Raw genomic sequence first — 25,367 nt, 5'->3', positions numbered from 1 at the left:
TCAGGCGGCACCCGCCGGAGTGAGCGGACGCAGGCATGCCTCGAAGACGGCCGCCCGGGACTCCTCGTACTCGTCCGGCAGGCCGATGGCGGCGAACACCTCCGCCAGCAGCTGGGTCAGCCGATAGACATAAGGTGCGCGCAATCGCGAGATCCGCTTCGCCACCACGCCGCGAAGGCTCTGGTCGTGATAGCTCAGGGCGATCTGCTGACTGCGAATCTCTCGGACCAGCCGGAGATAGGCCACGAAGCCGCCGGTGTGATCCGCCCCCAGCGAACTCATGAAGAACGAGTCGCCCGGCAGATTACGCAGACGATTGAGAATATCGTCGTTCAAGCGGTCGGCAGCCGTCTTCCTGGACTTCGTGGTGCTCGGCTGAAGAGTTTCCAGAAGAGCGAACATCTCGTCGTAATCGTCGATATGCCGGGCGGCAGTGCATTTCTGCACGGAGGTGACCGCTGCCGTGATGAGGCGCTGGGTCTCCGCGGGCAGCGGGCCGAAGTGCTCGATCAGCTCAGCTGCGCCGTCGGCCTGTGCCGCCCATGCCTCGATGGCACGCGAGGACAGCCCGGGGCCGGCACCGCGCCCCTGCTCCAATTCGCGGATGCGCCCGGTCAGAGACTTCAGGTGGCGCTGGCGCTGATCCTCGGCGTAGCGAGGAAGAAGGCGATGCGCCAGATACTCCTTGAGCGGCAGAACAGGCACATAGGACACGATGCCGGCATGTTTGTTGTTCGCAAGATCGCAGTCGGCCGTGACGACCACTCCGGCGCGCTGCCATTTGTCGAGGTGCTGATTCTCGTCGAGGAAGACGAACACGTCGCCTTGGCACAACGCGGCCCCGGGGAGCACCGCAGCGGATTCTGTGAATGCCTCGGTCACCGTTGACATACTTCTGCCGTCGCGTCGGCCGTGTCAACGATCCACTTTGCGTCGCGGGCGTATCAATGATCGATGAACAAAGATTCACGGGTTCCGCATCAGGTCAGGCTCCGCCGGATGGCTGACCTTTTCCGGTTTGGCGGCCGTGACTCAAGATCGGTCGGCGAGGGCCTCGGCGGCCAGTTCCAGGAGGGCGTCCTGGGCGGCGGCGGGGCTGGTGGGTGGGCGGGGGATGGGGGCCGGGTCTTCGCAGCGGGCGAGGAGGAGGTCGACCAGGGCGGCCCGGTTGATGATGTCCTCGGTGCGGATGGCGCCCGGGAGGATGCGGATCTCGACCGTGTCGCGGATGGGGTCGGGGCGGAAGAGCTGGGTGAGGTTGACGTCGTAGAACTTGGTCAGTTCGCCCTCGTCGGCGGCGCGGCGCAGGTCGTCGAAGGTGGGGGTGCCGTCGGCGGCGGCGACCAGGGGGGCCGGGAGGGGGGCCAGGCGGCGGCAGTTGGGGTTGGTGGCGAGGAGGGTACGCAGGGGGTCGCGCCAGTGGGCGAAGAGGCGGATCACGTTGGCGAGGGCGGGCGCCGCGTGGAAGGGGGCGCCGTCGACGTGGAGGTGGACGGCGGCTTCGGCGGGGACGGTGAAGCCGAGGTCGCGGGCCGGGCCCAGCAGGGCGTCGAGGGCGGCCGTGTGCCCGGTGGCCAGGGGCGGGGTGACGAGTTCGCACGGGCGCTCGCGTTCGCCGCCCTGGGGTGCCGCGAGGGCGATGGTGGCACCGTGCGGCAGGTCGAGGCGGTGCACCGGGCCCAGCTTCTCGACTTCCGTACGCCACAGCGTGGCCGCCGGGTCGAGCACGGTCGCCAGCGGGGCGCCCGGGTCGCAGACGGTGGCCAGGAGCGCGAGGAGGCGCGCGTCGTCGCTCAGGATGCGGTACCAGCCGGGCGCGGGGGGCGTACGGGGATCGAGGTCGTCGAGCAGGGTGACGTCGTCGACCAGGGTGACCAGCGGGGTGCCGTCCGCGCGGGTGACCTCGAAGCCCTGGGTGAGGTGCAGGAAGCGGCCGAGCCCCGGGACCAGGGACGGCTCGCTGTCGTGGTGCCACACCGGGCGGACCTGGCCACCGTGGCGGGTGGCCAGGTCCTCCGCGAGGGTCCGGCGGCTGTGACCTGGCGGGGCCGTCAGCTCGATCTCGAACCCGATGCGCCGGTGCGGGTCGGTCACTGCGGGTCGATCGGCAGGGCTTGTCCGGCGAGGAGCTTCTCGCCGCCGGCGACCTTGGCGTCGTACGGGGTCGGCAGCTTCCAGATCCCGGCCAGCTCGGCCGCGTCGTCCATGCTGTAGCCGCCCGCGAAGAAGGCGTCGACCTGCTTCGCCTCCTGCTCGCTCTGCTGCTCCACCGGGGTCGCCTTGACCGGCAGCTCCTCGCCGGCGAGCAGCTTCTTGCCCGCCGCGACCTTGGCGTCGGACGGGTCGTCGAGCTTCCAGATCTGGGCGAGCTTCTTCGCGGCGTCGTAGTCGTAGCCCGCGTTGAAGAAGGCGTTGAGCGCGGCGTCCTCCTTGGCCTGCGCCTTCTCGGCCGCGGAGAGCTGCACCGGCAGCTTCTTGCCGTCCAGCAGCTCCTGGCCGGCCTTGGCCTTGACCGCCGTGAGGTCCTCGCCGTGCTTGATCTTCCAGGCCTGGGCCAGCTTGACGGCGTCGTCGTAGTCGTAGCCGGCGGCGAAGTAGGCGTCCAGCCGCGGCCGGTCCGCGGCGCTCTGCCTGGCCGCCTTGACCGCCGCGAGCGCCTTGTCCGACGGGCCCGAGGGGGACGGGGCCGCGGCCGGGGCGACGATGGTGCTGTCGTTGCCGGCGGACGGGTTGGTGAACAGGGCCGGGGCCTGGAAGGCGCCGACGATCAGACCGGCACCGAGCACCGCACCGCCGGCGAACTGGGCACCCCGGCGGCGGCGCTTGTAGGTCTGCGACAACTCCTGCACCCGGGCGTAGACGGCAGCGGGGTCGGGGGTGTCGTTCTCGCGCGTGCCGAAGGCCTCACGCAGCTGCTCTTCGTGATCTGTCACGACTTCTCCTGGGCGTGGATCCTGGTGCGGAACTCCGGGGACAGCCGGAGGGTCTTGAGGGCCCGCGACGCGTGGCTGCGGACGGTGGCCGGGGTGCACCCGAGCAGGTCGGCGATCTGGTTGTCGTCCAGCTGCTCGTAGTAGCGCAGCACGAGCACGGCGCGCTGCTTGCGCCCGAGGGTGGCCAGCCTGTTCCAGAGGGCGTCGGCCTCGACGACACTGTCGGCGTGGTCCTGGACGCCGCGCCGCTGGTCGTCGAGGTCGGCCAGCCGTTCACCGACCGCGTGCACGTTGCGGACGGCCCAGCTGCGCCGCCAGGACAGGTACTCGTTGAGCACCATGCGCCGGACGTACGCTTCGGGGGAGTCCGCCTCGCTGATGCGCCGCCACTTGAGCTGGGCGCGTGCCAGCACCTCCTGCACCACGTCCTGGCCGAGCTCCCGGTCGCCGGTGAGCACGACCGCGTAGCGCAGCAGGCTGGGCAGGCGGGCCATCGCGAATTGCTCGAAGGTCACGTCCTCTATGACGCGCCTCCCGCCGGTGTTGTGCAACGGGTTCTGAAGTTTCTCGAAAATAACCGTGAGCTTCCTCGCGTGCCGTCAGGTGGGTGCCGGCGCCCGGAACGGAGAAGACTGGGGGCGTACACCTCACAGCCTTCAGGAGGACCGGATGGCGAAGACCTGGTTCATCACGGGCACGTCCCGGGGGTTCGGCCGCGAGTGGGCGATCGCCGCCCTCGAGCGCGGCGACTCGGTGACGGCCACGGCCCGCGACGCCGCGAGCCTCGACGACCTGGTCGAGCGCTACGGGAGCGACAAGATCCTGCCCCTGGCGCTCGACGTGACCGACCGCGAGGCGGCGTTCGCGGCCGTGCGGCAGGCCCACGAGCGGTTCGGCGGGCTCGACATCGTGGTCAACAACGCCGGCTACGGGCAGTTCGGCATGATCGAGGAGATCAGCGAGGCCGAGGCCCGGGCGCAGTTCGAGACGAACGTGTTCGGGGCGTTGTGGGTGACGCAGGCGGCGGTGCCCTACCTGCGCGACTCCGGCGGCGGGCACATCATCCAGGTGTCGTCGATCGGCGGCATCTCGGCGTTCATGAACATCGGCATCTACAACGCGTCGAAGTGGGCCCTCGAGGGCTTCAGCCAGTCGCTCGCGCAGGAGGTCAGCGCGTTCGGGATCAAGGTCACGCTGGTGGAGCCGGGCGGCTTCTCGACGGACTGGGCCGGCTCGTCGGCGCGGCACGCGACCCCGCTTCCCGCGTACGAGAAGGTGCGCGAGGTGGCGGCCGAGAGCCGCAAGAAGCGCGTCACCGACCCGGGCGACCCGGTCGCGACGCGCGCGGCGATCCTCAAGCTGGTCGACGCCGACGAGCCGCCGCTGCGGGTCTTCTTCGGCGCGGCACCGCTGGGCATCGCGACGGCGGACTACGAGTCGCGGCTGGCCGAGTGGCGGAAGTGGGACTGGCTCGCCCAGGAGGCCCAGGGCTGAGAGCGGCTTGCGCCCGGCCCGCGACGGCCACCCGCAACGCTTCGGCCAGATGTCAGGTGGAGGTGCCCGGCCTGGGACGGCGCGGCAGGATGACCGGTCATGGGAGATGTGCGGGGAGAGCTGCCCGCCGGGGCGGTCGAGTGGGTGGCGGAGGCCGTCGGCGGTCCGGTGATCGGGGGGCGGAGGCTGACCGGTGGCACGCACGCGGTGACGCATCTGCTCACGACCGGGGGCGTGCCGGAGCGGGTGGTGCTGCGGTGTTTTCCGGCGGGTGATCCGGCGCCCGGGCGGGAGGGGGCCGTCCTGGCCGCGCTGGACGGGCTCGGTGGGCTGGCGCCCCGGCTGGTCGCCGAGGATCCGGCGGGGGAGCGGCTCGGGGTGCCCGCGGTGCTGACCACCGTGGTGCCGGGGCGGGCGGACATCACCGTGGCCCGGCCGGTGGCGCTCGGGGCGGCGCTGGCGCGGCTGCACGCGGTGCCGGTCGGCCCGGCGGTGCCCGTTCGGCGCTGCCCAGGTGCGCCGGCCCCGGAGGGCGTGGCGGTGGCTGGGAGCGGCGGGCCGGTCGCGGATGGCGCGGCGACGGCTGGGAGCGGTGCGGCGTTTCCGGACGGCACGGCGGTGCCGGTCGGTCCGGCGTTCCGGGACGGGATGGTGGTGGCCGGGCCGGGGAGTGGGCCGGCGCATCGGCCGGTGGAGCGGGAGCGGCTGGCGGGGCAGGCGCGGGTGCTGAGCCACTTCGACTACTGGTGCGGCAATGTGTTGTGGGAGGGCGACCGGGTCAGCGGGATCGTCGACTGGTCGGGGGCCTGCGTCGCGCCGCGGGGGTTCGACGTGGGGTGGTGCCGGCTCGATCTGGTGCTGCTGTTCGGGGTGGGTGCGGCCGGCGAGTTCCTGGCCGGTTACGAGGCGGCAGCCGGGGTGCGGGTGGCGGACGTGCCGGCGTGGGACCGGTTCGCGCTGGCCAACGCGTACGCGGACGTCGAGAACTGGACGGACAACTACCGGGAGCTCGGGCGGCCGGACCTGACCCCGGAGGTGCTGCGCGCCCGTCACACGGCGTGGAGCGCGGACCGTCAGGCGACGGTCTGGAACGAGCGCTTGGAGAAGCCCAGCATGTAGCCCTCGATCGCCGTGCGTACCGGGGCGGTGGGGTCCGCCGCCGCGCCCAGGGTGATGAAGAGCGGGGTGTAGTGGTCCGGGGTCGGGTGCGCATAGGGCATGCCGGGTGCCCGGTGCTGATAGGCGGCCAGCTCGTCGACGTCGCCGCGGGCGAGGGCGTCGGCGGCCCACGCGTCGAAGTCGGCGGACCAGGCCGGGACGGCGCCGTGCCGCACCATGTCGCGGGTGAGGAAGGGCAGCCCGTGGACCATGAAGCCGGAGCCGATGACCAGCACGCCCTCGGACCGCAGCTCCCGCAGGCGCGCACCCAGGGCGAGCAGCCGGGCCGGGTCGTGAGTCGGCATGCTCATCTGCAGGACGGGCACGTCGGCCAGCGGATACATGGCCATCAGCGGCACCCAGGCGCCGTGGTCGAGGCCCCGGCGCGGGTGCTGATACACCGGTTCGGAGTCGGGCATGGCCGCGGCCACCCGGCGGGCCAGGGCGGTGGCGTCGGGGGTGGCGTACGTCATCTCGTAGTAGCGCCGGTCGAAGCCGCCGAAGTCGTAGACCAGCGGCGTGCCGGCCGTGCTCGCCGACAGCATCAGCGGCGCGGTCTCCCAGTGGGCCGAGACGATGAGGATGCTCCTGGGCTTGGGCAGCGACTGCGCCCAGCCGGCGAGCTCGCGCAGCCACGGGCCGTCGTCGAAGAGCGGCGGGGCGCCGTGGCTCAGGTACATCGCCGGCATCGGGCCGTCGGCCGGGGTCCAGGCCTGCTGGGCGCGGGCCCGGGCCAGCGCGTCGGGGAGGAAGGCGTCGTACGCGGCCGCCGGTCGGTTGTTCACCGCCCCAGCATGACGCCTCTGACTTGAAGCGTCAACTGACAACAAAATCAAAGCTTGATAGAAAGGGCTGTCGCATCGACCCCCATCGGTGCGGCCGACCTCATCCCCTCAGTAGCGGAGGCCCGGCATGAAACGCCGAACCCAGCTCCTCGCCCTGCTCAGCTCCGTCACCGTCGGCGCCCTCGGCGTCGCCGGCACGATGAGCGCCAGCGCGGCGGCCCTCAACCCCGACGTCGCGCCCGGCGGCAACTTCAACCTCGCGGTCTGGTCGTTGCAGCTGCCGATCGGGTCGCCCGGCGCGCCGACGACGATCCCGCCCGCGCAGCTCAAGGGCGCGAACGGCTACAGCAACCCCGCCTACTTCTGGACCGACAAGAACGACGGCTCGATGACCTTCTGGGCGCCGGAGAAGGGCGTGACCACGCCGAACTCCAACTACGCCCGCTCGGAACTGCGCGAGATGAACGCCGACGGATCGGCCGCCGACTGGCCGCTCGCCGGCAACCACACGCTCCGCGCCGACCTGCGGATCCCTCAGGTGACCAAGAACGTCGCCGTCGGGCAGGTGCACCTCGGCTCCGGCGGCTCGTCGACCAAGCCGCTGCTCGAGCTCTACTACCGGCCCAACGGCGACATCTATCTCGGTACGGAGAACTCGCCCGCGGGCGGCCAGACCCTGCACAAGGTCGGCAACGTCGCCCTGGGCGTGCGGTGGACGTACGTCATCAATGTCACCGGGAACACGATCAACCTGACCGTCAACGGGTCGCGGACCAGTTACGCGATCCCGTCGTCCTTCAACCCGTACAAGCAGTATTTCAAGGCGGGCTCGTACAACCAGTCCTCCTCGGAGAGCACCACGAACGGCGCGAAGGTGAAGTTCTACGCGCTGACGATCACGCACAGCTGAGGATTTAGAGTCCTAGGGTGACCGAGCCACAGCGCCTGAAATGCCCGACCATGTCCCGTCTCTACGAGGACGGCAAGGTCGTCGCCGAGAACTTCGCCTTCGAGGAGATCCCGCAGCTCCTGGCGAAGCACCGGCACGCGGCGCTGTGGCTCGACCTGCTCGACCCCGACGAGCTCGACCTGCAGCTCGTCGCGCCCATCTTCGGCCTGCACCCGCTGGCGGTCGAGGACGCCGTCCACGATCACCAGCGGCCCAAGCTGGACCGCTACCGCAACCACCTCTTCATGAACGTGTACGCGGTCAGCGTCGGCACCGACGGACCGACACCCGTCTCGGACAAGCAGGAGATCAGCTCCTTCATCACCGAGCGCGCCTTCATCACGGTCCGCAAGTCCGCCGGCGACTTCGGCCCGGTGCTGCGCCGCTGGGACGACGAGCCGGAGCTGGCCAAGCACGGCGTCTCGTTCCTGGTCTACGGGCTGCTCGACGTGGTCGTGGACGGGCAGTTCGCCGGCGCCCGCGCGCTCGACGAGGCGATGGACAAGACCGAGGACGCGATGCTCGAGGAGGGCGGCGCCCCGCGGCCCGTCCGCATGTACGGCTTCGGGCTGCGCAAGGCGCTCGTCCACCTGCGCCGCTCGGTGGCGCCGATGCCGGACGTCATCTCGACGCTCCTGCGGCTGGAGCTCGACCTCGTCGTCGACGGGCTGAAGCCGTACTTCCGGGACGTGGACGACCACGCGCGGCGCGCGACCGAGACGCTCGACCAGGCCCGCGACCGGATCAACGGGCTGCTCGACGCCGACCTCAACGAGCAGAGCAACAACCTGAACGTGACGACCCGCAAGCTGGCGGCGTGGGCCGCGATCATCGCCGTGCCGACCGCGGTGACCGGCTACTTCGGACAGAACGTGCCCTACTGGGGCTACGAGACGACGGGCGGCTTCCTGGTCAGCTCGATCGTCATCGTTGTTTCGGGAGTGTTGCTGTATTGGTACCTCAAGCGCCGCGGCTGGCTGTGATCTTGCCGCTACCCTCCCCGGGGATCATCTCGGGCGAAGGCCCGGGGATCATCCCGGGCGGAGGCCCCGGGGACCATCTCGGGCGAAGGCCCCGGGATCATCCCGGGTGGAGGGCGGCGGCATGCTGGCGTTGGTACTGCACGCGGTCCGGGCCCGGGCCGCCCAGGCGCTGACCGTGCTGATCCTGACCACGCTGGCCGCCGCCGTGGCGGTCGCCGGCCCCTGGTACGCGATCGCGGGCGCCTCGGCCGCCGCCCTGTCCGACGTCGAGCACGCCCCCGCCGACCAGCGCGTGGTGTCCGTACGGCAGACGGGCGTCCTCGACGACCCGGAGCAGTCCCTGGCCGCCTTCGCCGATGCGGCCGGCAGGGTGCTCGACCTCCCGGCCGGAGGACCGGAGCCGGTGCGCGGCCTGGCCGCCGACGAGACGGTGCTGACGGGCGGCTCCAACCAGACGGTGGCGCTGGCCTACCGCGACGGCTTCTGCAGCCGGGCCACGATCACCGGCACCTGCCCCGAGCGCCCCGGCGACATCGCTGTCAGCGCGGACACCGCCCGCGAGCTGCGCCTGAGCGCGGGCTCGCCCCTCGAGGTCGGCGTCACTCCGTCGTCCGACCCGCTCGCGCTGCGGGTGACGGCCGTCTACGACGTCGTGGACCCCACCGGGCCGTACTGGGGCAACCGGCCGTTCGGCAACGAGCAGCAGCTCGACCCGATGTTCACCGCCCTCGGCACCTTCGCCGACCCGCTGATCCGCGAGCCCCGGTTCATGTACGACGTGGAGCTGCCCCGCTCGCTGTTGCGCGGCGAGGAGGGTGACCTGGCCGCGGTCCTCGCGAACGCCGCCCGGGCCGCCAACGACGCGTCGGACATGAACCTGACCGACCCGACCGCCCCGCTGCTGGCGGCGATCGCCGCCGACCGGGCCCTGGTCCGCGACGGCGTGCTGGTCGCGCTGGTCCAGGTGCTGGTGCTGAGCTGGTTCGCCATGGGGCTGGCCGGGCGGTACACCGGTCGCGAGCGCCGGGCCGACGCGGCGCTGCTCAAACTGCGCGGCAGCCGGCGCCGGCGGATCCTGGGACTGGCGTTCGGCCAGCATCTCGTGCCGCTGCTCGGGGGCACCCTGCTCGGCGTCCCGCTCGGCGTCGCCCTGGCCTGGGCGCTCGTCGGGCCGGTGGAGGCGGACGAGCGTACGTCCGTGCTGGTGGGCTCCGGTCTCGGCGCCGCCGCGGTCCTGCTCGGCGGCCTGCTCACCCTGGCCGCCGTCGAGCTCGTGACGTTGCGGCTGCCCGTCGCGCAACTGCTGCGCCGGGTCCCGGACAGCCGCCGCTCGTGGCGGGCCGACGTGCTCGACCTGGCCCTGCTGGCGATCGCCGTGGCGGCCGTCTACCAGACCCGCACCGGCACTCCGGGCCGCGGCTTGGCCCTGGTCGCCCCGGGTCTGGTCGCGCTGGCGGTGGCGCTCCTGCTGGCGCGGTTGCTGAGCCGGGCCGCCGACGCCGCCGGGGCGGTCGCCCTGCGCGGCGGGCAGCTGCGGCTCGGCCTGACCGCCGTCCGCATCTCCCGCCAGCCCGGCACCGACCGGGTGTTCGCCCTCGTCACCGTGGCGGTGGCGCTGTTCGTGACGGCCGGCGGGCTGTGGTCCGCCAACGATCGCGCCCGCACCGACCGGGCCGAGGTGGAGGTGGGCGCCGCCCGGGTGCTGACCGTCACCGCCGCGAACGCCACGGCGCTGCTCGAAGCGGTCCGGACCGCGGACCCGGGCGGCCGGGACGCGATGGCCGTCGTCAGCGATCCCGCCGCCGTGCCGCCCCTGGTCGCGGTGGACAGCGGCAGGCTCGGCGCGGTGGCGAACTGGCGGCCCGAGTACGGCGACCCCGGCACGCTGACGCGGTCGCTCAGTCCCGACGCCCCGGTCGCCCCTGCGATCACCGGGGATACCGTGACCGCGCGGGTGCGCAATGAGGGCGCGAAGACGGTCCGGTTCCTGGTCACCGTGCAGCAGGAGGCGACGGGTGCGGTCGCCACGGAGGGTGCGGTGCTGCCGCGGGGCGAGCACACTTTGACCGTACGGGTGCAGGGGTGCGCGGAGGCACCAGGCTGCCGGCTGACCCGGTGGGAGGTCGCCCGTTACAAGCCTCCCGTGGCGCCGCCGAGCAACACGGCCGCGGCGGATCCGCCACCGGAGCTGCGCAAGGTGACCCTGCTCGGGCTGCGCCAGCAGAACCCGGATCGCGACGTGCTCGACGCGGCGGCCCTGGGCGACGCCCGCCGGTGGCGCGGTGACTTCACCGGTACGCCGACCGCGCTCAGCGCCGCGCCCGGAGCGCTGACTCTGTCCCTCACCGTCTCGGCCGCCGACGACCTGCCGAAGGGCAACCGGGTGTACGCGGTGGACAGCACGCTCCCGGTGCCGGTGCTCCTGGCCGGGACGCCGCCGAAGGAATGGCTGTTCGAGGACCCGTCGGTGAGCTCGGTGGGCGACTCGGTCGTGCCCGTGCGCATCGCCGGGCGGGTGAGTGCGTTGCCCGTCGCCGGCGGCAGCGGCGTGCTCACGGACCTGGAGACGACGCGCCGGATAGCGGGTGCCGCCGGCTCCCGGGGCATCTCCCAGGTCTGGCTCTCGGAAGACGCGCCGGCCGGCCTGGTGCCCGCGCTGCAGCGGGCCGGCCTCACGATCACCGGCGACTCCACGGTGGCGGCCCAGGCGGCGCGGCTGGGGGAGCAGGGTGTCGCCCAGGCCGCCCGGTTCGCGCTGGTCGCCGCCGCGGCCGGGGTGCTGCTCGCCGCCGCGGCCGTCGCCGTCGCCACGGCGTCCGACCGCGGCCCGCACCTCGACCAGCTGCGCGCCCTGCGGGTGCAGGGTCTGCCGGTCCGGTCGGCCGTCGTCGTCGGGTACGCGGCGGGCATCGCCCTGGTCCTGCTGGGAGTCCTCGCCGGACTGGTCGCCGCCCTGCTCGCCCGGCCGCTGGCCCGGACCGGCGCCCCGATGTTCACCGACAGCTGGAGCGTGGTGCCACCGCCGGGCCCGCTCGGGGCCGTCGCCCTGCTCGCCGCCGGTGCCGTCTGCCTGCTGGTGCTGGCCGTCACCGGCGGCCTGTCGCTCCTGCCGCTGCACCGGGCCCTGCGGGGAGGCCGCCGATGACCGCCCTGATCCTCGCCATGCTGCTGCGCCGCCGCCGGCAAGCCGTGGCCATGGCCCTGCTGGCGATGCTCGCCGTGGCCGCCGCCGTCGCCGCCCCCGCCTATCTGCGCGCGGCCGACCGGGCCGTGGCGGCGGGACAGGTCGACACGGCCACCGCGACCGAGCGCGGCCTGGCCCTCACCCGGACGGAGAACGACGCCGCGTCGGCCGGCGCGCGCGGTGTGTCCTTCGCCGACCTCGGCCCGGCCCTGGCCGACCTGCCCGGCTTCACCCAGGTGTACGCCGTGGAGTACCCGGCCGTCGGGATCGAGCCGGACACGGTACGGGCCTCGCGGCTCGTCTTCCGGCAGGACTTCTGTGCCCACCTGACCATGGTCACCGGCCGGTGCGCGGCGGCCTCCGGCGAGATCGTGCTCGGGGCGAGCACCGCGGAGCGGCTGAAGCTGACCGCCGGGGACAGCGTCACGCTGGCGTACGCCGAGTACAGCAAGGACCCGGCGTTCCAGATGTACTTCGAGGCCGGGAAGCCGTTGACGATGATCGTCGCCGGGACCTACACCGTGCCGGCGCCGGGGGCGACCTATTGGGGCGGGCACGGCTACTTCGCCGCGAACCCCGGCAACCGGCCCGGCGAGCCCGTCTTCACGCCCGGCGCCACCGTGGCCGCGATGGACCACAAGTTCGCCTCGAAGTCCGTGGACAGCAGCGCCGGGCCGGGCGCGCTCGGCGTCGACCGGCTGGACGACCTCCGCGCCGCCCTGGACACGCTGGACAAGATGATCCAGAACCTGGGCGCGAGCGTCTCCGTGTCCACCGGCCTGCCCGAGCTGCTCACCCGCATCGACGACGGCCGGGCCACCGCCCGGCTGATCGTGCCGGTCGTCGCGGTGCCGCTGATCGTGCTCTCCTGCTTCGTCATCTTCCTGGCGGCCGGCTACGGCGCGGAGGCCCGGCGGCCCGAGCTCGCCGTCGTCGCGCTGCGCGGCGTGCGCCGGTGGGAACGCCTGCTGCTCGCGACCGGCGAGAACCTCGTCGCCGTCGTCGCCGGCGCGCTGGCCGGCTGTCTCGCCGGCCAGCTGCTGATCAACCTGATGGCCGCGGTGCTCTTCCCCGGCGTCGGCACCGCCGCGGGGTTCGGCTCCCTCGTGTACGCGGCCCCGGCCGCCCTCGCCGCGCTGCTGGCGGCCCTGCTCGCCCTGCGCCGGCAGCTCTTCGCCCCGGTCGCCGTCCTGCTGCGGCGGGTCACCGGCGCCGGCCGCCGCGCGCCGGTCCTGGAGATCCTCGCCGTGCTGCTCGCCGTGGTGACGACCGTGCAGCTCTCGCTCTCCGGGGTCCCCGAGGGCGCGGGGGTCTTCGCCGCGGGCCTGGTCATCTTTGCCGCCGCGCTCCTGGTCGCCCGGATCCTCGTCCCGGTCGCGGCCCGCGTCGCCGCCCGGGCGCTGCGGCGGGGCCGGACGGACGTGGCGCTGGCCGGACTCCAGCTCGCCCGCCGATCGGGCGCCACGAGCCTGCTCGCGCTGCTCGTGGCCGTCTCGGGTGTGGCCGCGTACGTGACCTGCGCGATCGGGTCCGGCCTGCGCGACCGGAACGTCATCGCCGAGCAGGGCACCGGCGCCGACCGGGTGCTGACGGTCACCCCCGTCTCGCCGTGGAAGCTGCTGAGCGCCGTCCGGGCGGCCGACCCGGACGGGCGCTTCGCGATGGCCGTCGTCCGGACGGAAGGCAACCACAACGGCGAACCGGCCGGTCTCGCCGTCGACAGCCCCCGGCTGGCCACGGTGGCGACATGGCCCGGCAGCGGCCCGCAGGCGGCCGAGGTCGCGCGGGCCCTGCGCCCCGCCGTGCCGCAGGAGCCGGTCGTCATCCCGGGCCGGGACGTGTCGCTGCGGGTCGACGCGAGCAACCTGCCCTCCGGCGGACGGATGCTGGGACTGCTCGTGGCGGTCAGCTCCCTGCGCGGCGGCGACTCGACCCTGCTCGACCTCGGGACCATCCGCGAGGGCGTGAAGGATTACAGCCAGCGCACCGAGCTGTGCGCCGGCGGCTGCCGGCTGGACGGCATCCAGGTGCAGGCGGCCGTCTCCGGAAACGTCACCGCCCACCTGGTGGTGACCGCGCTCGGCAGCGTCAACCCGGTCGCCGCGGCCCTGCCCGCCGACCGGCTCGCCGACCCTGCCCGCTGGCGCGTGTCGGCGGACGGCAGCGTCTCCGGCGGCCCGGCGGGCCTGGTCCTCGACATCGCCGCGCCGAACGGGCTCAGCCAGAACGGGGTCCTGCTGCAACCGGCCGACAGCCCCGGAACGGTGCCCGCCGCGATCGCCGGACGGGCCGGCAACCAGATCACCGGCCTCGACAAGCAGCTGCACCCGGTGGACCGCGCGGTGGACCTGCACAGCATTCCGCGGCTCGGGCTCTTCGCCTGGATGACCGACCTCGAGTACGCCGACCGCGCCGCCGCCGTCGAACAAGCGGCCGACAAGCCCGAGGTGTGGCTCACGGACGACGCCCCGGCCGACGTCCTCGACCGGCTGTCCACCCAGGGCCTGACGATCGCCGGCGACGTCCGCACCGCCGAGGTCCGCGCGCAGCTCGCCCGGCAGGGTCCGGCCATCTCCCTGTGGTTCTACGTGCTGGCGACGGTCCTCGCGCTGCTGCTGGGCGCCGGGGCGCTGCTGCTGGCGGCCGACGTGGACCGGCCGCGCCAGGCGGAGGACCTGGCGGCGCTGCGGGTGCAGGGGCTCAGCGCGCGGGTGGCGCGGCGGGCGGGCCTGTGGGCGTACCCCATGCTCGTGCTCGTGGCGGTCCCGGCCGGGACCGGCGCGGGTCTGCTCGGCTACAACCTCACCGGCCGGACCCTGCCGCTGGCCGGCCTGAAGCCGCCGCCGCTGCCGCTGCCGGTCTGGCCGCACTGGTGGCAGGTCGTGGGCGTGGCCGTGGTGGTGCTGATGGTGCTGACCGGTGCGGCCGTCGTGGCGGGCCGGCGGATCTCTCGATAGGACTCTGTGATGCGCACGCTGACGATCAAGGACGTGGACCTGGGGTACGGCCCCGGGGACCCGGTGCTGCGCGGTGTCACGGTCACCGCCCGCCCGGGGGAGCTGCTGGCCGTGACGGGCACCTCCGGCGCCGGCAAGACGACCCTGCTGGCGGCGATGGCGGGAGTGCTGCGCCCCCGTGCGGGCCAGGTGCTGGTCGACGGGTCCGACCTGGCCGGCCGCGACCACGGGGTGGCGCTCGGCGTCGTGCTCATCCCGCAGGAGAACGCGCTGGCGGCCATCCTCACCGCCGCGGAGAACGTGGCGGTGGCCATGATGGCGACCGGCTCCGACCCGGCCGCGGCCCGCCGCACCACCGCGGAGTCCCTGGACCGGCTCGGCCTCGCGGGCCAGGCCGGCCAGCTGGTCGAGGAGCTCTCCGGCGGCCAGCAGCAGCGCACGGCCATCGCCCGCGGCCTCGCCCTCCGCGGCGACGTGCTCCTGGCCGACGAGGTGACCAGCGAGCTCGACGCGGCCAACCGCCAGAAGGTCATGGACCTGCTCCGCGCCGAGGCCGCCCGGGGCGCCGCCGTGGTCCTCGCCACCCACGACCCGGAAGCCGCGGCGGCCTGCGACCACGAGCTGCACCTCGCCGACGGGACAGCCGTCCTCGTCCGGTAGGTCTTAGGCTTTCGCCTCATGGAGCGACTCGCGCACGAGACCCGGCTGGAGTGGGACGGCTCGACGGGGGCGGGCTACCGCGCGTACAGCCGGGAACACCGCGCCACCGCCCCACCCGCCACCGCGGCGCTGACCCTGAGCGCCGACCCGCACTTCCGCGGCGACGCCGCCCGGCTCAACCCCGAGCAGCTCGTGGTGCTGGCCGCGAGCTCGTGCCAGCTGCTGTCCTTCCTGTCGCTGGCCGCGCGCAAGCACCTCGACGTGGTCCGCTACACCGACGACGCGACCGGCTATCTGAGCGAGGACCTGCGCAAGGCCCGCATCGAGACGATCGAGCTGCGCCCGGTGATCGAGGTGGCCGGCGCGGCCGAGTCCCTCGTCCTCGAGCTGGTCGAGCAGGCGCACGAGGAGTGCTACATCGCCAACTCCCTGAACTCCACCATCACCATCACCCCGACCGTGGTGATCGCGTAGGCACGGGGATTGCCGCTCGGGCGTGACCATGGCCACTGGTTCGTGGGCTAGGTTGATCAGCCATGAACGGTCTTGCGGTGGCCTGCCGGCGCGTCGTCCACATCTATCGCGCGGAGGCCGGTGACGTCGTGGCGCTGGCCGGGGTGGATCTGTCGATCGCGCCCGGCGAGACGATGGCGTTGGTGGGACCGTCGGGGTCGGGGAAGTCGACGCTCATCTCGCTGCTGGCGGGCATGATGCGGCCGTCCGCGGGGCGGATCAACATCGGCCCGTACGACATGGGCAAGCTCACCGACAACGAGGTGTCGCGGCTGCGGGGGACCGAGATCGGCGTCGTGTTGCAGGGGGCGGCGCGCAACCTGCTGCCGTACGCGTCGCTGCACCGCAACATCTGGCTGGCGCAGCGGCGGGCCGCCCGTACGCGGGGGGTGGAGCTGGACGACCCGGACCGCATCCTCGATCTCGTCGGTCTCCCCGGCCGGGGCCGCGCCCGCCTCGACGAGCTGACGCCGGGCGGGCGGCAGCGCGCCGCACTCGCCGTGGGCATCGCCGCGGGGCCGGGGCTGCTGCTGGTCGACGAGCCCACCAGCCGGCTCGACACCGCCGGGCGGGACGAGGTGCTCGAGGCCATGGAGACGGTCAACACCGAGCGGCACACCACCATCGTCGTCGTGACGCACGACAACGAGGTCGGCGCGCGGCTGGGCCGGGCCGTGACCATCCGCGACGGGCGGGTGGGGGCCGAGGGGCGCGACGGGCAGGACTTCGCCGTGGTGGCCGGGGACGGGACCGTGCAACTGCCGCCCGAGGTGCTGGGCAGCTTCCCGCCCGGCACGCTCTTCACCGTCGACCACGAGAACGGGTCGGTCACGCTGGTCCCGGGCGGCGTCGAGGCGGCCTGAGCGGCCCTGGTCACCCGGACGTGGCGGGCGGACTTTGTCTAGGGTGGGCGCCGTGCGCGACATCGCCGTGTTTACCGGTAATGCCCACCCCGAGCTGGCGGCCGAGATCTGTGAGCATCTCGGCGTGCCCCTCCTGCCCACCCGGACCTCCCGTTTCGCGAACGACTGCATCGAGGTGCAGCTGCAGGGCAACTGCCGCGAGCGGGACGTGTTCCTGATCCAGCCGCTCGTGCCGCCCGTACAGGAGAACCTGGTCGAACTGCTCTTCATGCTCGACGCCGCGCGCGGGGCCTCCGCGGGGCGGATCACCGTGGTGCTGCCGCATTACGCGTACGCCCGGAGCGACAAGAAGGACGCCCCGCGCATCTCCATCGGGGGACGCCTCGTGGCCGACCTGCTCCAGACCGCGGGCGCGCACCGGATCCTGGCCATGACCCTGCACTCGCCGCAGGTCCACGGCTTCTTCAGCGTCCCCGTCGACCATCTGCACGCGCTGCGTGAGCTGGCCCAGCACTTCCGGGGCTACGACCTGAGCAACTCGGTCGTCGTCTCGCCCGACCTGGGCAACGCCAAGGAGGCCGCCGCCTTCGCCCGCATGCTCGGCATCGAGGTCGCCGCCGGCGCCAAGCAACGGTACGCGGACGACAAGGTCGTGATCAGCACGGTCATCGGCGACGTGGCGGGCCGGGACGTCATCATCCTGGACGACGAGATCGCCAAGGGCAGCACGGTGTTCGAGCTGCTGGAGCGGTTGCGCGAGAGAAATGTCCGGAGTATCCGGGTCGCGTGCACCCACGGCCTGTTCGCGGCCCGTGCGGTGGAACGTCTCTCCGAGGAGAAGGACGTCGAGGAGATCGTCTGCACCAACACGGTGCCGGTGCCGTACGCCGGGCGTACCGGGAAACTGACCGTCCTGTCGGTGGCGCCGGCCCTCGCCGAGGCCATGCGCCGCATTCACAACGGGGAATCGGTCAGCGCCCTCTTCGCATGACCGTGAGTGACTGGTCGCCGTCACTCATTGTGGTGGTAAAGATAAGGACGAATCGGGAATCAGGCCAGTTCAGGTGGGGATCGGCGTTAATCGCGGCGCCTACTCTCCGTTGACAAAGTGGTCCCGGTCATGATTACCTCTGGTCTACGCCGGGGCGGGACGTGACCTGCTCGCCGCGGCGGCCCGGACGGCCGGTGCGACGGATGTCGTGCGGGGTGCCGCCGGCCCGGGCGGAGCGCCGTCCACTGTGGCCGCGAAGGGTGCCGGATCCCCCTCGCGGTGGCACATATGGGCCGTGAGCTGCGTCGATTCGGTTGAGCCGGGTGGTGCGTTTGTCCATCCCCCGGTCGGGGGACGGGCTAGCCTATGTTCAGGTTGATCTCTCACGGCATGCGGGCAGCGCTGTGCAGTTCGGCGCAGACCTGTGTCACGCTGGCCGTCGCATGATCCGGACCGCTCCGGCCCGACAACTCCGCAGGTCACGCGCTGCGGGCCGGGGCCATGAGCACACGGAGGACACGTGGCTAACATCGAAACGTCCCTCAAGGAAGCGATGTCCATCGACGGCGCCGTCGGCGTCGCGCTGGTCGACTACACCAGCGGCCTGACCCTGGGCGTCATGGGCGGCGGCCCGACCATGGACATGAACGTCGCCGCGGCCGGCAACACCGACGTGGTCCGCGCCAAGGTGCGCACCCTCGAGATGCTCGGGCTGACCGACTCGATCGAGGACATCCTGATCACGCTGGACACCCAGTACCACCTGATCCGCCTGCTCAAGAGCTCCCGCAGCGGCGACGCGTTCTTCCTCTACCTGGCGCTCCACAAGAACCGCGCCAACCTGGGTCTCGCGCGTCACCAGCTCCGCCGCATCGAAGCCGACCTCGAGGTATGACGAGCGCCACCCGCAGCATGTCGGAGATCGTCACCAGCGCGGTGGCGGACTTCCGGGCCCTCGTGCCCGACTGCATCGCCTCGGGACTCGTGGACATGTCGACGGGGATGCTGCTGGCCGTCGACACCCTCGACGACTACCCGGGTGAGCTGCTCGACCTCCTCGCCGCGGCGACCTTCGACCTCTTCCAGGGCCGCAACGTGACCATGATCGAGGAGATGTTCAAGGCCCGTCGCGGGGTCACCGACACGCGGCACTACTTCCAGGAAATCCTGGTGCACAGCGACAACCTGATCCACCTGTTCCTGCGGAGCCAGGCGAACCAGGACATCGTGGCGGTCATCGTCTGCCGCCGCGACGTCAAGGTCGGCATGGTCTCCGCGCAGGCGCGCATCGTGATGAAGCAGCTGGAATCCGGCTTCGCCGGTTGAGCTGCGGAGGTTCTATGAGGCTGGACGATGCGCTCCGGATCCCGGGCGCGTACGCGGTGGCGCTCATCGCCGCGGACGGCCCCGCCCTCACCTGGTGGGGGCGGACCCCCACCGACGACCAGGCCCGCGCGGCCGCCGGCGTGGGCCGGTCCGCCGCCGACCTGGTCCGGCTGGGCGCGGCGGACCAGAGCGTGGACGACACCCTCGACGACGTGCTGATCACGAGCGCCAGTGCGTTCCACGTGCTGCGGCTGCTGCCGGGCGAGGGGGAGGCCGGGCGGGTCGCGCACCTCATGCTGCGGCGGGCGGGGGCCAACCTCGCGATGGCCCGGCACGATTTCCGCCGGCTGACCGCGGCCTATGTGGCGTCGTCGGCCCCGGCGGCGCCGACGGTACGGGCGTCGGCTGCCGTCGTCCCGGCCCCAGCGGCGCCGGTCTCGGCCGCGCCGGTCTCGGTCGCGCCGCTCTCCGCGGCACCGGTATCGGCGGCGCCTGTCTCCGCCGCGCCGGCCCTCGTGGAGGACGAGCCCGGCTCCGCACCCCGGCACGCGGCCGAGGTGGAGGACGAGGTCAGCGTCGTCGCGGAGGAGGAATCCGGCGAGCCGGACGAAACCGGCGAGCCGGGGTTGCGAACAGGCGAACAACCCGCCCCGGGGCTGGAACCGGACGCCCTCACGGAGGAAGATCGGGTCGCGGAACCGCAGCCCGAGGCGGCCGAGGAGCCGGGGGAGGGGAAGAAGCCGCTGCTGCCCCGCCGGGAACCGCGCACGGACAAGATCCCGCCGGCCGCGGTGACGGCCACCGCCACCCCCGCGGCGTGGCTCGACCTGCTCGGCCAGCCCTACCTGAACGACGAGACCGTGCTCGAGCGCGTGCTCGGCTCGCTCAAGCAGCTCTGAACGGCCCACCCCGCTCGCCGCCGGACGGCGTGATGCGCGACCGACCCCCCGTACGCCCGCTGGAGAAGAGAACACACCGGTGCAGAGCACGTCCACGGAGCAGCAGTTCAACGCCGTACGCCAGGAGATGGCCGGCCTCAGGCACCAGGTGACCGGCGTGCAGGGCTGCGTCATCGCCGGCGTCGACGGCCTGCTGATCCTGCACGACACCCTGGGCAACCAGGAGCCGCACGACCTCGCCGCCCTCGCGGCCGGGGCCCACGGCATCAGCCGCACCTGCGGCAGCGCGCTCGACCAGGGCGGCTTCCACGAGTGCACGATCCACAACCAGCGCGGCTACCTCGTCGTCTACTCCGTCGGCGAGCTGGCCCTCCTGGCCGTCCTCGGCGACGAGCGGCTCAACGTCGCCCGCCTCCACCTGGAGGCCCGGCAGATCACCGGCCGCCTCGCCGCCCTCCTCCAGATGGCGACGGCCCAGCAGCAGCACCCGTTCGACTACTGAGCCACGGACCGGGCGTGCCCGGCTGCTACTGGCGGCCCGGCTGCGGGCCGCACAGGGAGCGGATCGCCCCGAGCAGAGTCGAGCGGGTGAAGGGCTTCTCGACGAGCATGCTGTTCGCGTCCAGGGTGAGCTGCGGGCCCAGCGACGCGGCGGTGTAGCCCGACATGTAGAGCACCGGCAGGTCCGGGTGGTGGGTGCGCAGCGCCGAGGCGAGCTCCGGGCCGGTCATGGTCGGCATGACGACGTCGGTGATGAGCAGGTCGGGATGGGCGCCCGCGGCCACCTGGGTCACCGCGGTCAGGGCGTCGGTGGCGACCGTGATCTCGTACCCGGCGGGTTCGATGAGGCGTTGCACCAGCTGGGCCACCTCGGGCTGGTCCTCGACGATGAGGACGCGGCCGATCACGGCGGGCGTGGTCTGGCGGTCGACCGACGGGGCGGGGCGCTCCTCGGCCGCCGGCAGGTAGAGGTGGACCGTCGTGCCCATGCGCGGCTGGGACTCCAGCTCGATGTGGCCGCCCAGGCCCTGCACGATGCCCGCGGTGGTGGCCAGGCCGAGGCCGGCCGCGGTCGGGCGCGTACTGAAGAAGGGTTCGAGGGCCCGGCGGCGGGTCTCCTCGCTCATGCCCACGCCGGTGTCCTGGATGACCATGTGCACGATCTTGCCGGCCGGGGCGTTCTCGGCGGCGAGCTGACCGGGCTCGACGACCTCGTTGGAGGCGGCCACGCGGAGCATGCCGCCGTGCAGCATGGCGTCGCGGGCGTTGGCGGCGAGGTTGACGAGGGCCTGCTCGAGCGGTCCCCGTTCGCCGCGCACCGGCCACACGTCCGGGCTGAAGGCCAGGTCGAGCCCGATGCGCTCGCCGAGCGTACGGCTGAAGAGGCTCTGCACGTCGGTGAGCAGGTCCGGGATCGGGATGACCTCGGGGCGGTTGCCCTCGGAGCGGCCGAAGGCGAGCAGCTGGTGGGTCAGCGTGCGGCCGGTGGCGACGGCGTCGAGGATGTCCTTGGCCATCTGGTGCTGCGGGGTGCCCTCGGCGGTGGTGGTGGCGATCATGTCGGCCGAGCCGGCGACCACGGTCATCAGGTTGTTGAAGTCGTGCGAGATGCCGCCGATGAGCTGGCCCATGCTGTCGAGCCGGCGCAGGTGGTCGAGCTGGCGCTTGAGGCCCTTGGCGTCGATGTGGTCGGTCGTGTCGGTGACCATGCACAGGACGCCGTTGTAGCGGCCGTTCTCGTCCTCGAGCGGCATCATGCTCATCCGGACGTTGCGGTGCGAGCCGTCCGCGCGCAGCAGCCGGGTGGCGCCGACCGTCGAGCGGCCCGCCTTGCACTCGGCGAGGCGGCGGGTGAGCTCGGCCTGGCCGTGGTTGTCGAGGAAGCCGCGCAGCGAGATGCCGACGAGCTGGCGGCGGGGGAGACCCAGGACGACCCCGATCGGCTCGTTCGCGTACGTCGCCCGCCCCTCGGTGTCGAGCTGCAGCACCCCCTCCGGGATCGTCTCCAGCACCCGCCGGTACCGCTCCTCGCTGGCGCGCAGCCGCTCCTGGGCCCGCGCCGACGAGAGGGCCAGCGACAGCTCGCCGGCGATGTCGCGGGCCAGCTCGACCTCGGCCGGCGAGTAGAAGGCGCCCGGGGTGTTCCGGGTCATGATCAGATAGCCCGCGTACGTGTTGTCGACGATGATCGGGCTCAGCACGGCGGCATGGACCTCGGGCAGGTGCGCCGGGTCGAGATAGGCGGAGTGGTGCGGCGCGGGCAGCTGGTCGACCGGGGCGCCCTCCTCGCCGGCCAGCACCACCGGGCGCCGGCTCGCGGCCAGGCTGGTGGAGAAGGGGTCCTCGGGCAGGTCGCCGCCGCGGTCGAGCAGCCGCGCGTAGGGCAGCGCCAGCTCGTCGTCGGCGTGGAGATACGTGATCTCCTCGTAGTAGCCGTCGTCGCCGAGCAGCTGCACGCCGGCCCCGTCACCGAGCATGTCCGCCGCGGCGCGCGCTGCTGTGGCGCGGACCTGGGCGGCGTCCTCGGCGGCGCGGCTGAGCGCCAGTGCGAGGTCCGCCAGTGCGTACCGGAGCGGATAAGCCATGACACCCATGAGGCAATACTCGGCGTAATGGCCGCACGGTGCTGGCGATTCGCGAGGAATGCAACCGTACGGCCGAGCCCGGTCACACGAGTCACAGGAAGAACGATCGTTCGCCGGGCGCGGTGACGGGGGCGGCCGGGGGTGCCCGTCAACTGCCAACTCGGACGCCGGGGGTTGCCACTTGAACGGGACAATCAGCAAAATTCCGGCTCGGCCGAACTCGGTGCCGTGGCTGACCGTCACGGCGGGCGGAGGGACACGACCACCTGTGGAGCAGCACACGGGCAGCGGCTTACCGGCGGACGGCGGCGGGGAGGACGCGGCGACGCTCGACCTCAGCGGGCGGTGCGTCGGGTCCTCGTACATCCTGATCCGTCCCCTCGGTCAGGGCGCGACCGGCACGGTGTGGCGCGGCGTGGATCGGGCCTCGGGGCAGCCGGTGGCGGTCAAGCTGCTGCACGAGAGCCTGATGAGCCGGCCCAAGCAGGTGACGCGGTTCGTGCAGGAGCGCACGATCCTGCTGATGCTGCGGCACCGCAACGTCGTCCGGGTGCGCGACCTCTTCAGCGTCGGGGAGTCGCTGGGCCTGGTGATGGATCTGGTGCCGGGCGGCAGCCTGCGCGACCACCTGCGCGAGCACCCGACCCTCGCGCCCGCGGCGGCGGCCCGGGCCGGCGCGCAGATCGCGGCGGCGCTGGCCGAGGCGCACGAGCTCGGCATCGTGCACCGCGACCTCAAGCCCGACAACGTGCTGCTCGCCGACGCGCGCCCGGGCAAGCTCGACGTGCGGCTCACCGACTTCGGCATCGCGCGCGTCCTCGCCACCCCGCGCCTGACGACCACCAACGCCGTCGTGGGCACCCCGCACTACATGGCCCCCGAGGCGTTCCACGGCGCTCCCGCCAACCCCGCCATCGACGTGTACGCCCTCGGCGTCCTGCTCTACGAGCTCGTGTCGGGCTGCCACCCGTACGACGACGACACCGTGCACGGGCTCATGAACCTGCACATGCGCGGGGAGCCCCTCCGCCGCCCCGGCATCCCCGACGCGCTCTGGGCCGTCATCTCGTCGTGCCTCGAGCAGAAGCCCCGCCTGCGCCCGACCGCCGCCGAGCTCGCCGTCGAGCTGGGTGACGTCGCGCGCGCCGTGCCGGACGCCCCGGCGCTGCCGGCCGCCTCCTCGGAAGCCGCCCCCGAGCGCCGGTCGGAACCGCCGGGCCCGCCGCCGCTGGACTCGCCGCCTCACCCCTCGCTCGCGGGCATGCCCGTCGCGCGGCCCGTGCCCCGCCGCAACCAGCCGGCGAGCTGGCGGTGGGCCCGCCCGTGGGGCCTGGTCGGCCTGGTCTCCGCCGCGATGCTCGCCTCGGGCGTCGCCACCACCGCCTGGCACCTCGGCCGGGGCGAGACCTCCCTCGCCGCGCCGCCGCCCCCGGCGACCGTCGTCCCGTCCGCCGCTGCCGCCACGTCCGCGACGCCGTCCCCCGCCGCCACCACGAAGACCAGAGCCGCGAGCCGGGCGCGCACCCGGCCGCGCGCGGCGGTCACGGCCGCCGTGACCCAGGCTCTGACCCGTCCGTCCGTACGCCCGAAGCCGCGCCGGACCACCGCGAAGCCCGCGCCCGTCACCGAGAAGACCACCGGGCCCTGGGACTGCGCCCGTCAGCTCGCCTTCAGCATGGACAACGCGCTGATGGTCGAGCCGTGCCATCGGATCGGCGAGCGGGTGCAGGTGCGCGCCGCCCTCTCCGCCCCGCGCACCGGCACCGCCACGATGTGGGTGGCCCTGCGCGACGTGGGCAACGGTCGCACCACATCGGACTCCCGCACCTGCGGCGACCTGGTGTACGAGCAGGGGTCGGCGTCCCACCAGTGCGGTCCCGTGACCCTCGCTCCCGCCCGGGGCCACCGCTACCAGGTGGTGATGTCGTGGCGCTTCACGCGCGAGGGCCGGACGACATCGGGTAGCGCGAAGGGCAGCGCTTTCGATTTCTGACCGGTAAGGTCTGCCGTCGTGCGAAGGAAGCCGGCGGTAGTCCTGGTCGTGGTGCTCGCCGTGGCCGGCGTGCTCGGTCTCGGGGTGGTGCGTGCCCTGTCGGCGGATGCCGCGGCGGTGCCCGCCTACCACCCGACGAAGCTCAAGAACATCGGCGACGCCCAGCAGGTCGTCGTGGTGACGGGGAACAGCCGCACGTCGACGTACGGGACGCTCCGGACGTACGTGAAGAACGCCAACGGCACGTGGAGCGCGAAGTTCGCCGCCATGCCCGCGCGCGTCGGCTACGGCGGGTGGGAGTGGGCCGGCAAGCGGGTGCAGAACACGGGCACCACGCCGATGGGCACCTTCCGGATCACGTCGGCGTTCGGGCTCAAGGCGAACCCGGGCGCCCTGCTGCCCTACGTCAAGGCGGACGGCGACGACTACTGGGTGGGCGACAACAAGGACCCGAAGACCTACAACCTCTTCCAGCCATGGGCCTCGTCGACGCGTACGTGGCGGATCGGCGAGTCGGAGAAGCTGTCGTCCTATCCGAAGCAGTACGAGTACGTGGCGGTCATCGACTTCAACCGGCCGGTCGGCTCGTCGGTCACCTGGGACAGCGCGCACTCGCAACGGGTCACGAGCAAGCCGGTGTCGACGGTTCGCGGGTCGGCCATCTTCCTGCACATCAACGGCTCGGGGTCGACGGCCGGGTGCGTGTCGGTGAGCCGGGCGAACATGCTGACCGTCCTGAAATGGCTCAATCCCGCGAAGAAGCCGCGCATCGTGATGGCGCCGCTGGCCGACATCGGCCGGGTCTGATCCTCCGGCTTCCGCGGCGGAAATACAGTCGCGGGTACGCGCGTTACCGCCTACCGTGATCGCCATGTTCGCACTCGGTTCGCAGCCGCCCGCGGGGTTCTCCTCGCCGGCCGCTCCCGTGTGCGTGGCTGTCTCCGCCGCGGCTCTCGCTGTCGCGGCGCTCTCCGCGGCGGTGCTTTCCTCGGCGGCCTTCGTCGCGGCGGCATTCGCGTCGTCGTCCGCGACGTCCTCTTCGGTGGCGGGCTTCCCGTCCGCGGCCGGCGCCGATACCCGAAGCTGACCCTTCC

At 72.9% G+C, this 25,367-nt stretch carries 23 protein-coding genes; 17 read left to right on the top strand and 6 right to left on the bottom strand.

Annotation, left to right across the window (positions count from 1 at the left end):
* From RAN62_RS00345 to RAN62_RS00330, 4 genes are all read right to left on the bottom strand, one after another.
* The gene (locus tag RAN62_RS00345; protein ID WP_305782369.1) at positions 1–882 is read right to left on the bottom strand and encodes a hypothetical protein; all 882 of its coding nucleotides are present in this window, start codon (positions 880–882) and stop codon (positions 1–3) included.
* A 150-nt stretch (positions 883–1,032) separates the two neighbouring features.
* The gene (locus tag RAN62_RS00340) at positions 1,033–2,094 is read right to left on the bottom strand and encodes an amidoligase family protein (RefSeq protein WP_305782368.1); all 1,062 of its coding nucleotides are present in this window, start codon (positions 2,092–2,094) and stop codon (positions 1,033–1,035) included.
* The gene (locus RAN62_RS00335) at positions 2,091–2,933 is read right to left on the bottom strand and encodes a hypothetical protein (protein WP_305782367.1); all 843 of its coding nucleotides are present in this window, start codon (positions 2,931–2,933) and stop codon (positions 2,091–2,093) included. Before RAN62_RS00335 ends, RAN62_RS00340 begins: the two co-directional genes overlap by 4 nt.
* Positions 2,930–3,448: a SigE family RNA polymerase sigma factor gene (locus tag RAN62_RS00330; protein WP_305782366.1), complete on the bottom strand. Its 519-nt coding sequence runs from the start codon at positions 3,446–3,448 to the stop codon at positions 2,930–2,932. The genes RAN62_RS00335 and RAN62_RS00330 overlap by 4 nt, the downstream gene beginning before the upstream one ends.
* Positions 3,449–3,602: 154 nt before the next feature.
* Between RAN62_RS00330 and RAN62_RS00325 the strand changes: the two genes are divergently transcribed.
* Both RAN62_RS00325 and RAN62_RS00320 read left to right on the top strand, forming a co-directional pair.
* Entirely contained in the window at positions 3,603–4,427 is an 825-nt protein-coding gene (locus RAN62_RS00325; RefSeq protein ID WP_305782365.1) for an SDR family oxidoreductase, read from the top strand.
* A gap of 99 nt (positions 4,428–4,526) precedes the next feature.
* Positions 4,527–5,546, top strand: a complete 1,020-nt coding sequence (locus RAN62_RS00320) for a phosphotransferase family protein (RefSeq protein WP_305782364.1) — start codon at positions 4,527–4,529, stop codon at positions 5,544–5,546.
* On the opposite strand, the gene RAN62_RS00315 is transcribed toward RAN62_RS00320, so the two are convergent.
* Positions 5,501–6,370 carry a dioxygenase family protein gene (locus RAN62_RS00315; RefSeq protein ID WP_305782363.1) on the bottom strand — a complete coding sequence of 290 codons (870 nt, stop codon included), beginning with the start codon at positions 6,368–6,370 and terminating at the stop codon, positions 5,501–5,503. The two genes, RAN62_RS00320 and RAN62_RS00315, sit on opposite strands and share 46 nt — an antisense overlap.
* 127 nt (positions 6,371–6,497) lie before the next feature.
* Between RAN62_RS00315 and RAN62_RS00310 the strand changes: the two genes are divergently transcribed.
* The 12 genes from RAN62_RS00310 (at position 6,498) to RAN62_RS00255 (ending at position 20,197) form a co-directional block, all read left to right on the top strand.
* Complete coding sequence (locus RAN62_RS00310) at positions 6,498–7,280, top strand: polysaccharide lyase family 7 protein (RefSeq protein WP_305782362.1); 783 nt, start codon at positions 6,498–6,500, stop codon at positions 7,278–7,280.
* A 17-nt stretch (positions 7,281–7,297) separates the two neighbouring features.
* Complete coding sequence (locus RAN62_RS00305) at positions 7,298–8,302, top strand: magnesium transporter CorA family protein (RefSeq protein WP_305782361.1); 1,005 nt, start codon at positions 7,298–7,300, stop codon at positions 8,300–8,302.
* Positions 8,303–8,423: 121 nt separating this feature from the next.
* Complete coding sequence (locus RAN62_RS00300) at positions 8,424–11,447, top strand: FtsX-like permease family protein (protein ID WP_305782360.1); 3,024 nt, start codon at positions 8,424–8,426, stop codon at positions 11,445–11,447.
* Positions 11,444–14,443, top strand: coding sequence for an FtsX-like permease family protein (locus tag RAN62_RS00295; protein ID WP_305782359.1), 3,000 nt, complete (start codon positions 11,444–11,446; stop codon positions 14,441–14,443). Before RAN62_RS00300 ends, RAN62_RS00295 begins: the two co-directional genes overlap by 4 nt.
* Before the next feature lie 9 nt (positions 14,444–14,452).
* Positions 14,453–15,103 (top strand): ABC transporter ATP-binding protein, encoded by a 651-nt coding sequence (locus tag RAN62_RS00290; protein ID WP_305782358.1) that lies wholly within the window; start codon positions 14,453–14,455, stop codon positions 15,101–15,103.
* Positions 15,104–15,121: 18 nt separating this feature from the next.
* Positions 15,122–15,577, top strand: coding sequence for an OsmC family protein (locus tag RAN62_RS00285; protein WP_305782357.1), 456 nt, complete (start codon positions 15,122–15,124; stop codon positions 15,575–15,577).
* A gap of 62 nt (positions 15,578–15,639) precedes the next feature.
* Positions 15,640–16,479, top strand: a complete 840-nt coding sequence (locus tag RAN62_RS00280) for an ABC transporter ATP-binding protein (protein ID WP_305782356.1) — start codon at positions 15,640–15,642, stop codon at positions 16,477–16,479.
* Positions 16,480–16,531: 52 nt separating this feature from the next.
* The gene (locus RAN62_RS00275) at positions 16,532–17,470 is read left to right on the top strand and encodes a ribose-phosphate diphosphokinase (protein ID WP_305782355.1); all 939 of its coding nucleotides are present in this window, start codon (positions 16,532–16,534) and stop codon (positions 17,468–17,470) included.
* Between the two features lie 520 nt (positions 17,471–17,990).
* Positions 17,991–18,365: a hypothetical protein gene (locus tag RAN62_RS00270; RefSeq protein ID WP_305782354.1), complete on the top strand. Its 375-nt coding sequence runs from the start codon at positions 17,991–17,993 to the stop codon at positions 18,363–18,365.
* A complete protein-coding gene (locus tag RAN62_RS00265) occupies positions 18,362–18,796 on the top strand; it encodes a hypothetical protein (RefSeq protein WP_305782353.1) in 435 nt (144 codons plus the stop codon). Before RAN62_RS00270 ends, RAN62_RS00265 begins: the two co-directional genes overlap by 4 nt.
* Before the next feature lie 14 nt (positions 18,797–18,810).
* Positions 18,811–19,695, top strand: a complete 885-nt coding sequence (locus RAN62_RS00260; RefSeq protein WP_305782352.1) for a roadblock/LC7 domain-containing protein — start codon at positions 18,811–18,813, stop codon at positions 19,693–19,695.
* A gap of 79 nt (positions 19,696–19,774) precedes the next feature.
* Entirely contained in the window at positions 19,775–20,197 is a 423-nt protein-coding gene (locus tag RAN62_RS00255) for a roadblock/LC7 domain-containing protein (RefSeq protein ID WP_305782351.1), read from the top strand.
* A gap of 25 nt (positions 20,198–20,222) precedes the next feature.
* Here the strand turns inward: RAN62_RS00255 and RAN62_RS00250 are convergent, their stop codons facing one another.
* On the bottom strand, positions 20,223–22,289 hold the full coding sequence (locus tag RAN62_RS00250) for a hybrid sensor histidine kinase/response regulator (protein ID WP_305782350.1): 2,067 nt from the start codon (positions 22,287–22,289) through the stop codon (positions 20,223–20,225).
* Positions 22,290–22,548: 259 nt separating this feature from the next.
* Here RAN62_RS00250 and RAN62_RS00245 point away from each other — a divergent pair, with 259 nt between their 5' ends.
* The 3 genes from RAN62_RS00245 to RAN62_RS00235 all read left to right on the top strand — a co-directional run bounded on the left by RAN62_RS00245 (position 22,549) and on the right by RAN62_RS00235 (position 25,360).
* Entirely contained in the window at positions 22,549–24,273 is a 1,725-nt protein-coding gene (locus tag RAN62_RS00245; protein WP_305782349.1) for a serine/threonine-protein kinase, read from the top strand.
* 18 nt (positions 24,274–24,291) lie between these two features.
* Positions 24,292–25,080 (top strand): L,D-transpeptidase family protein, encoded by a 789-nt coding sequence (locus RAN62_RS00240; RefSeq protein ID WP_305782348.1) that lies wholly within the window; start codon positions 24,292–24,294, stop codon positions 25,078–25,080.
* A 64-nt stretch (positions 25,081–25,144) separates the two neighbouring features.
* A complete protein-coding gene (locus RAN62_RS00235) occupies positions 25,145–25,360 on the top strand; it encodes a hypothetical protein (RefSeq protein WP_305782347.1) in 216 nt (71 codons plus the stop codon).
* Positions 25,361–25,367 lie beyond the last annotated feature (7 nt).

Source organism: Symbioplanes lichenis, assembly GCF_030709675.1.
Taxonomy (GTDB): domain Bacteria; phylum Actinomycetota; class Actinomycetes; order Mycobacteriales; family Micromonosporaceae; genus Actinoplanes; species Actinoplanes lichenis.
This window is presented reverse-complemented; position numbering and strand designations above follow the sequence as displayed.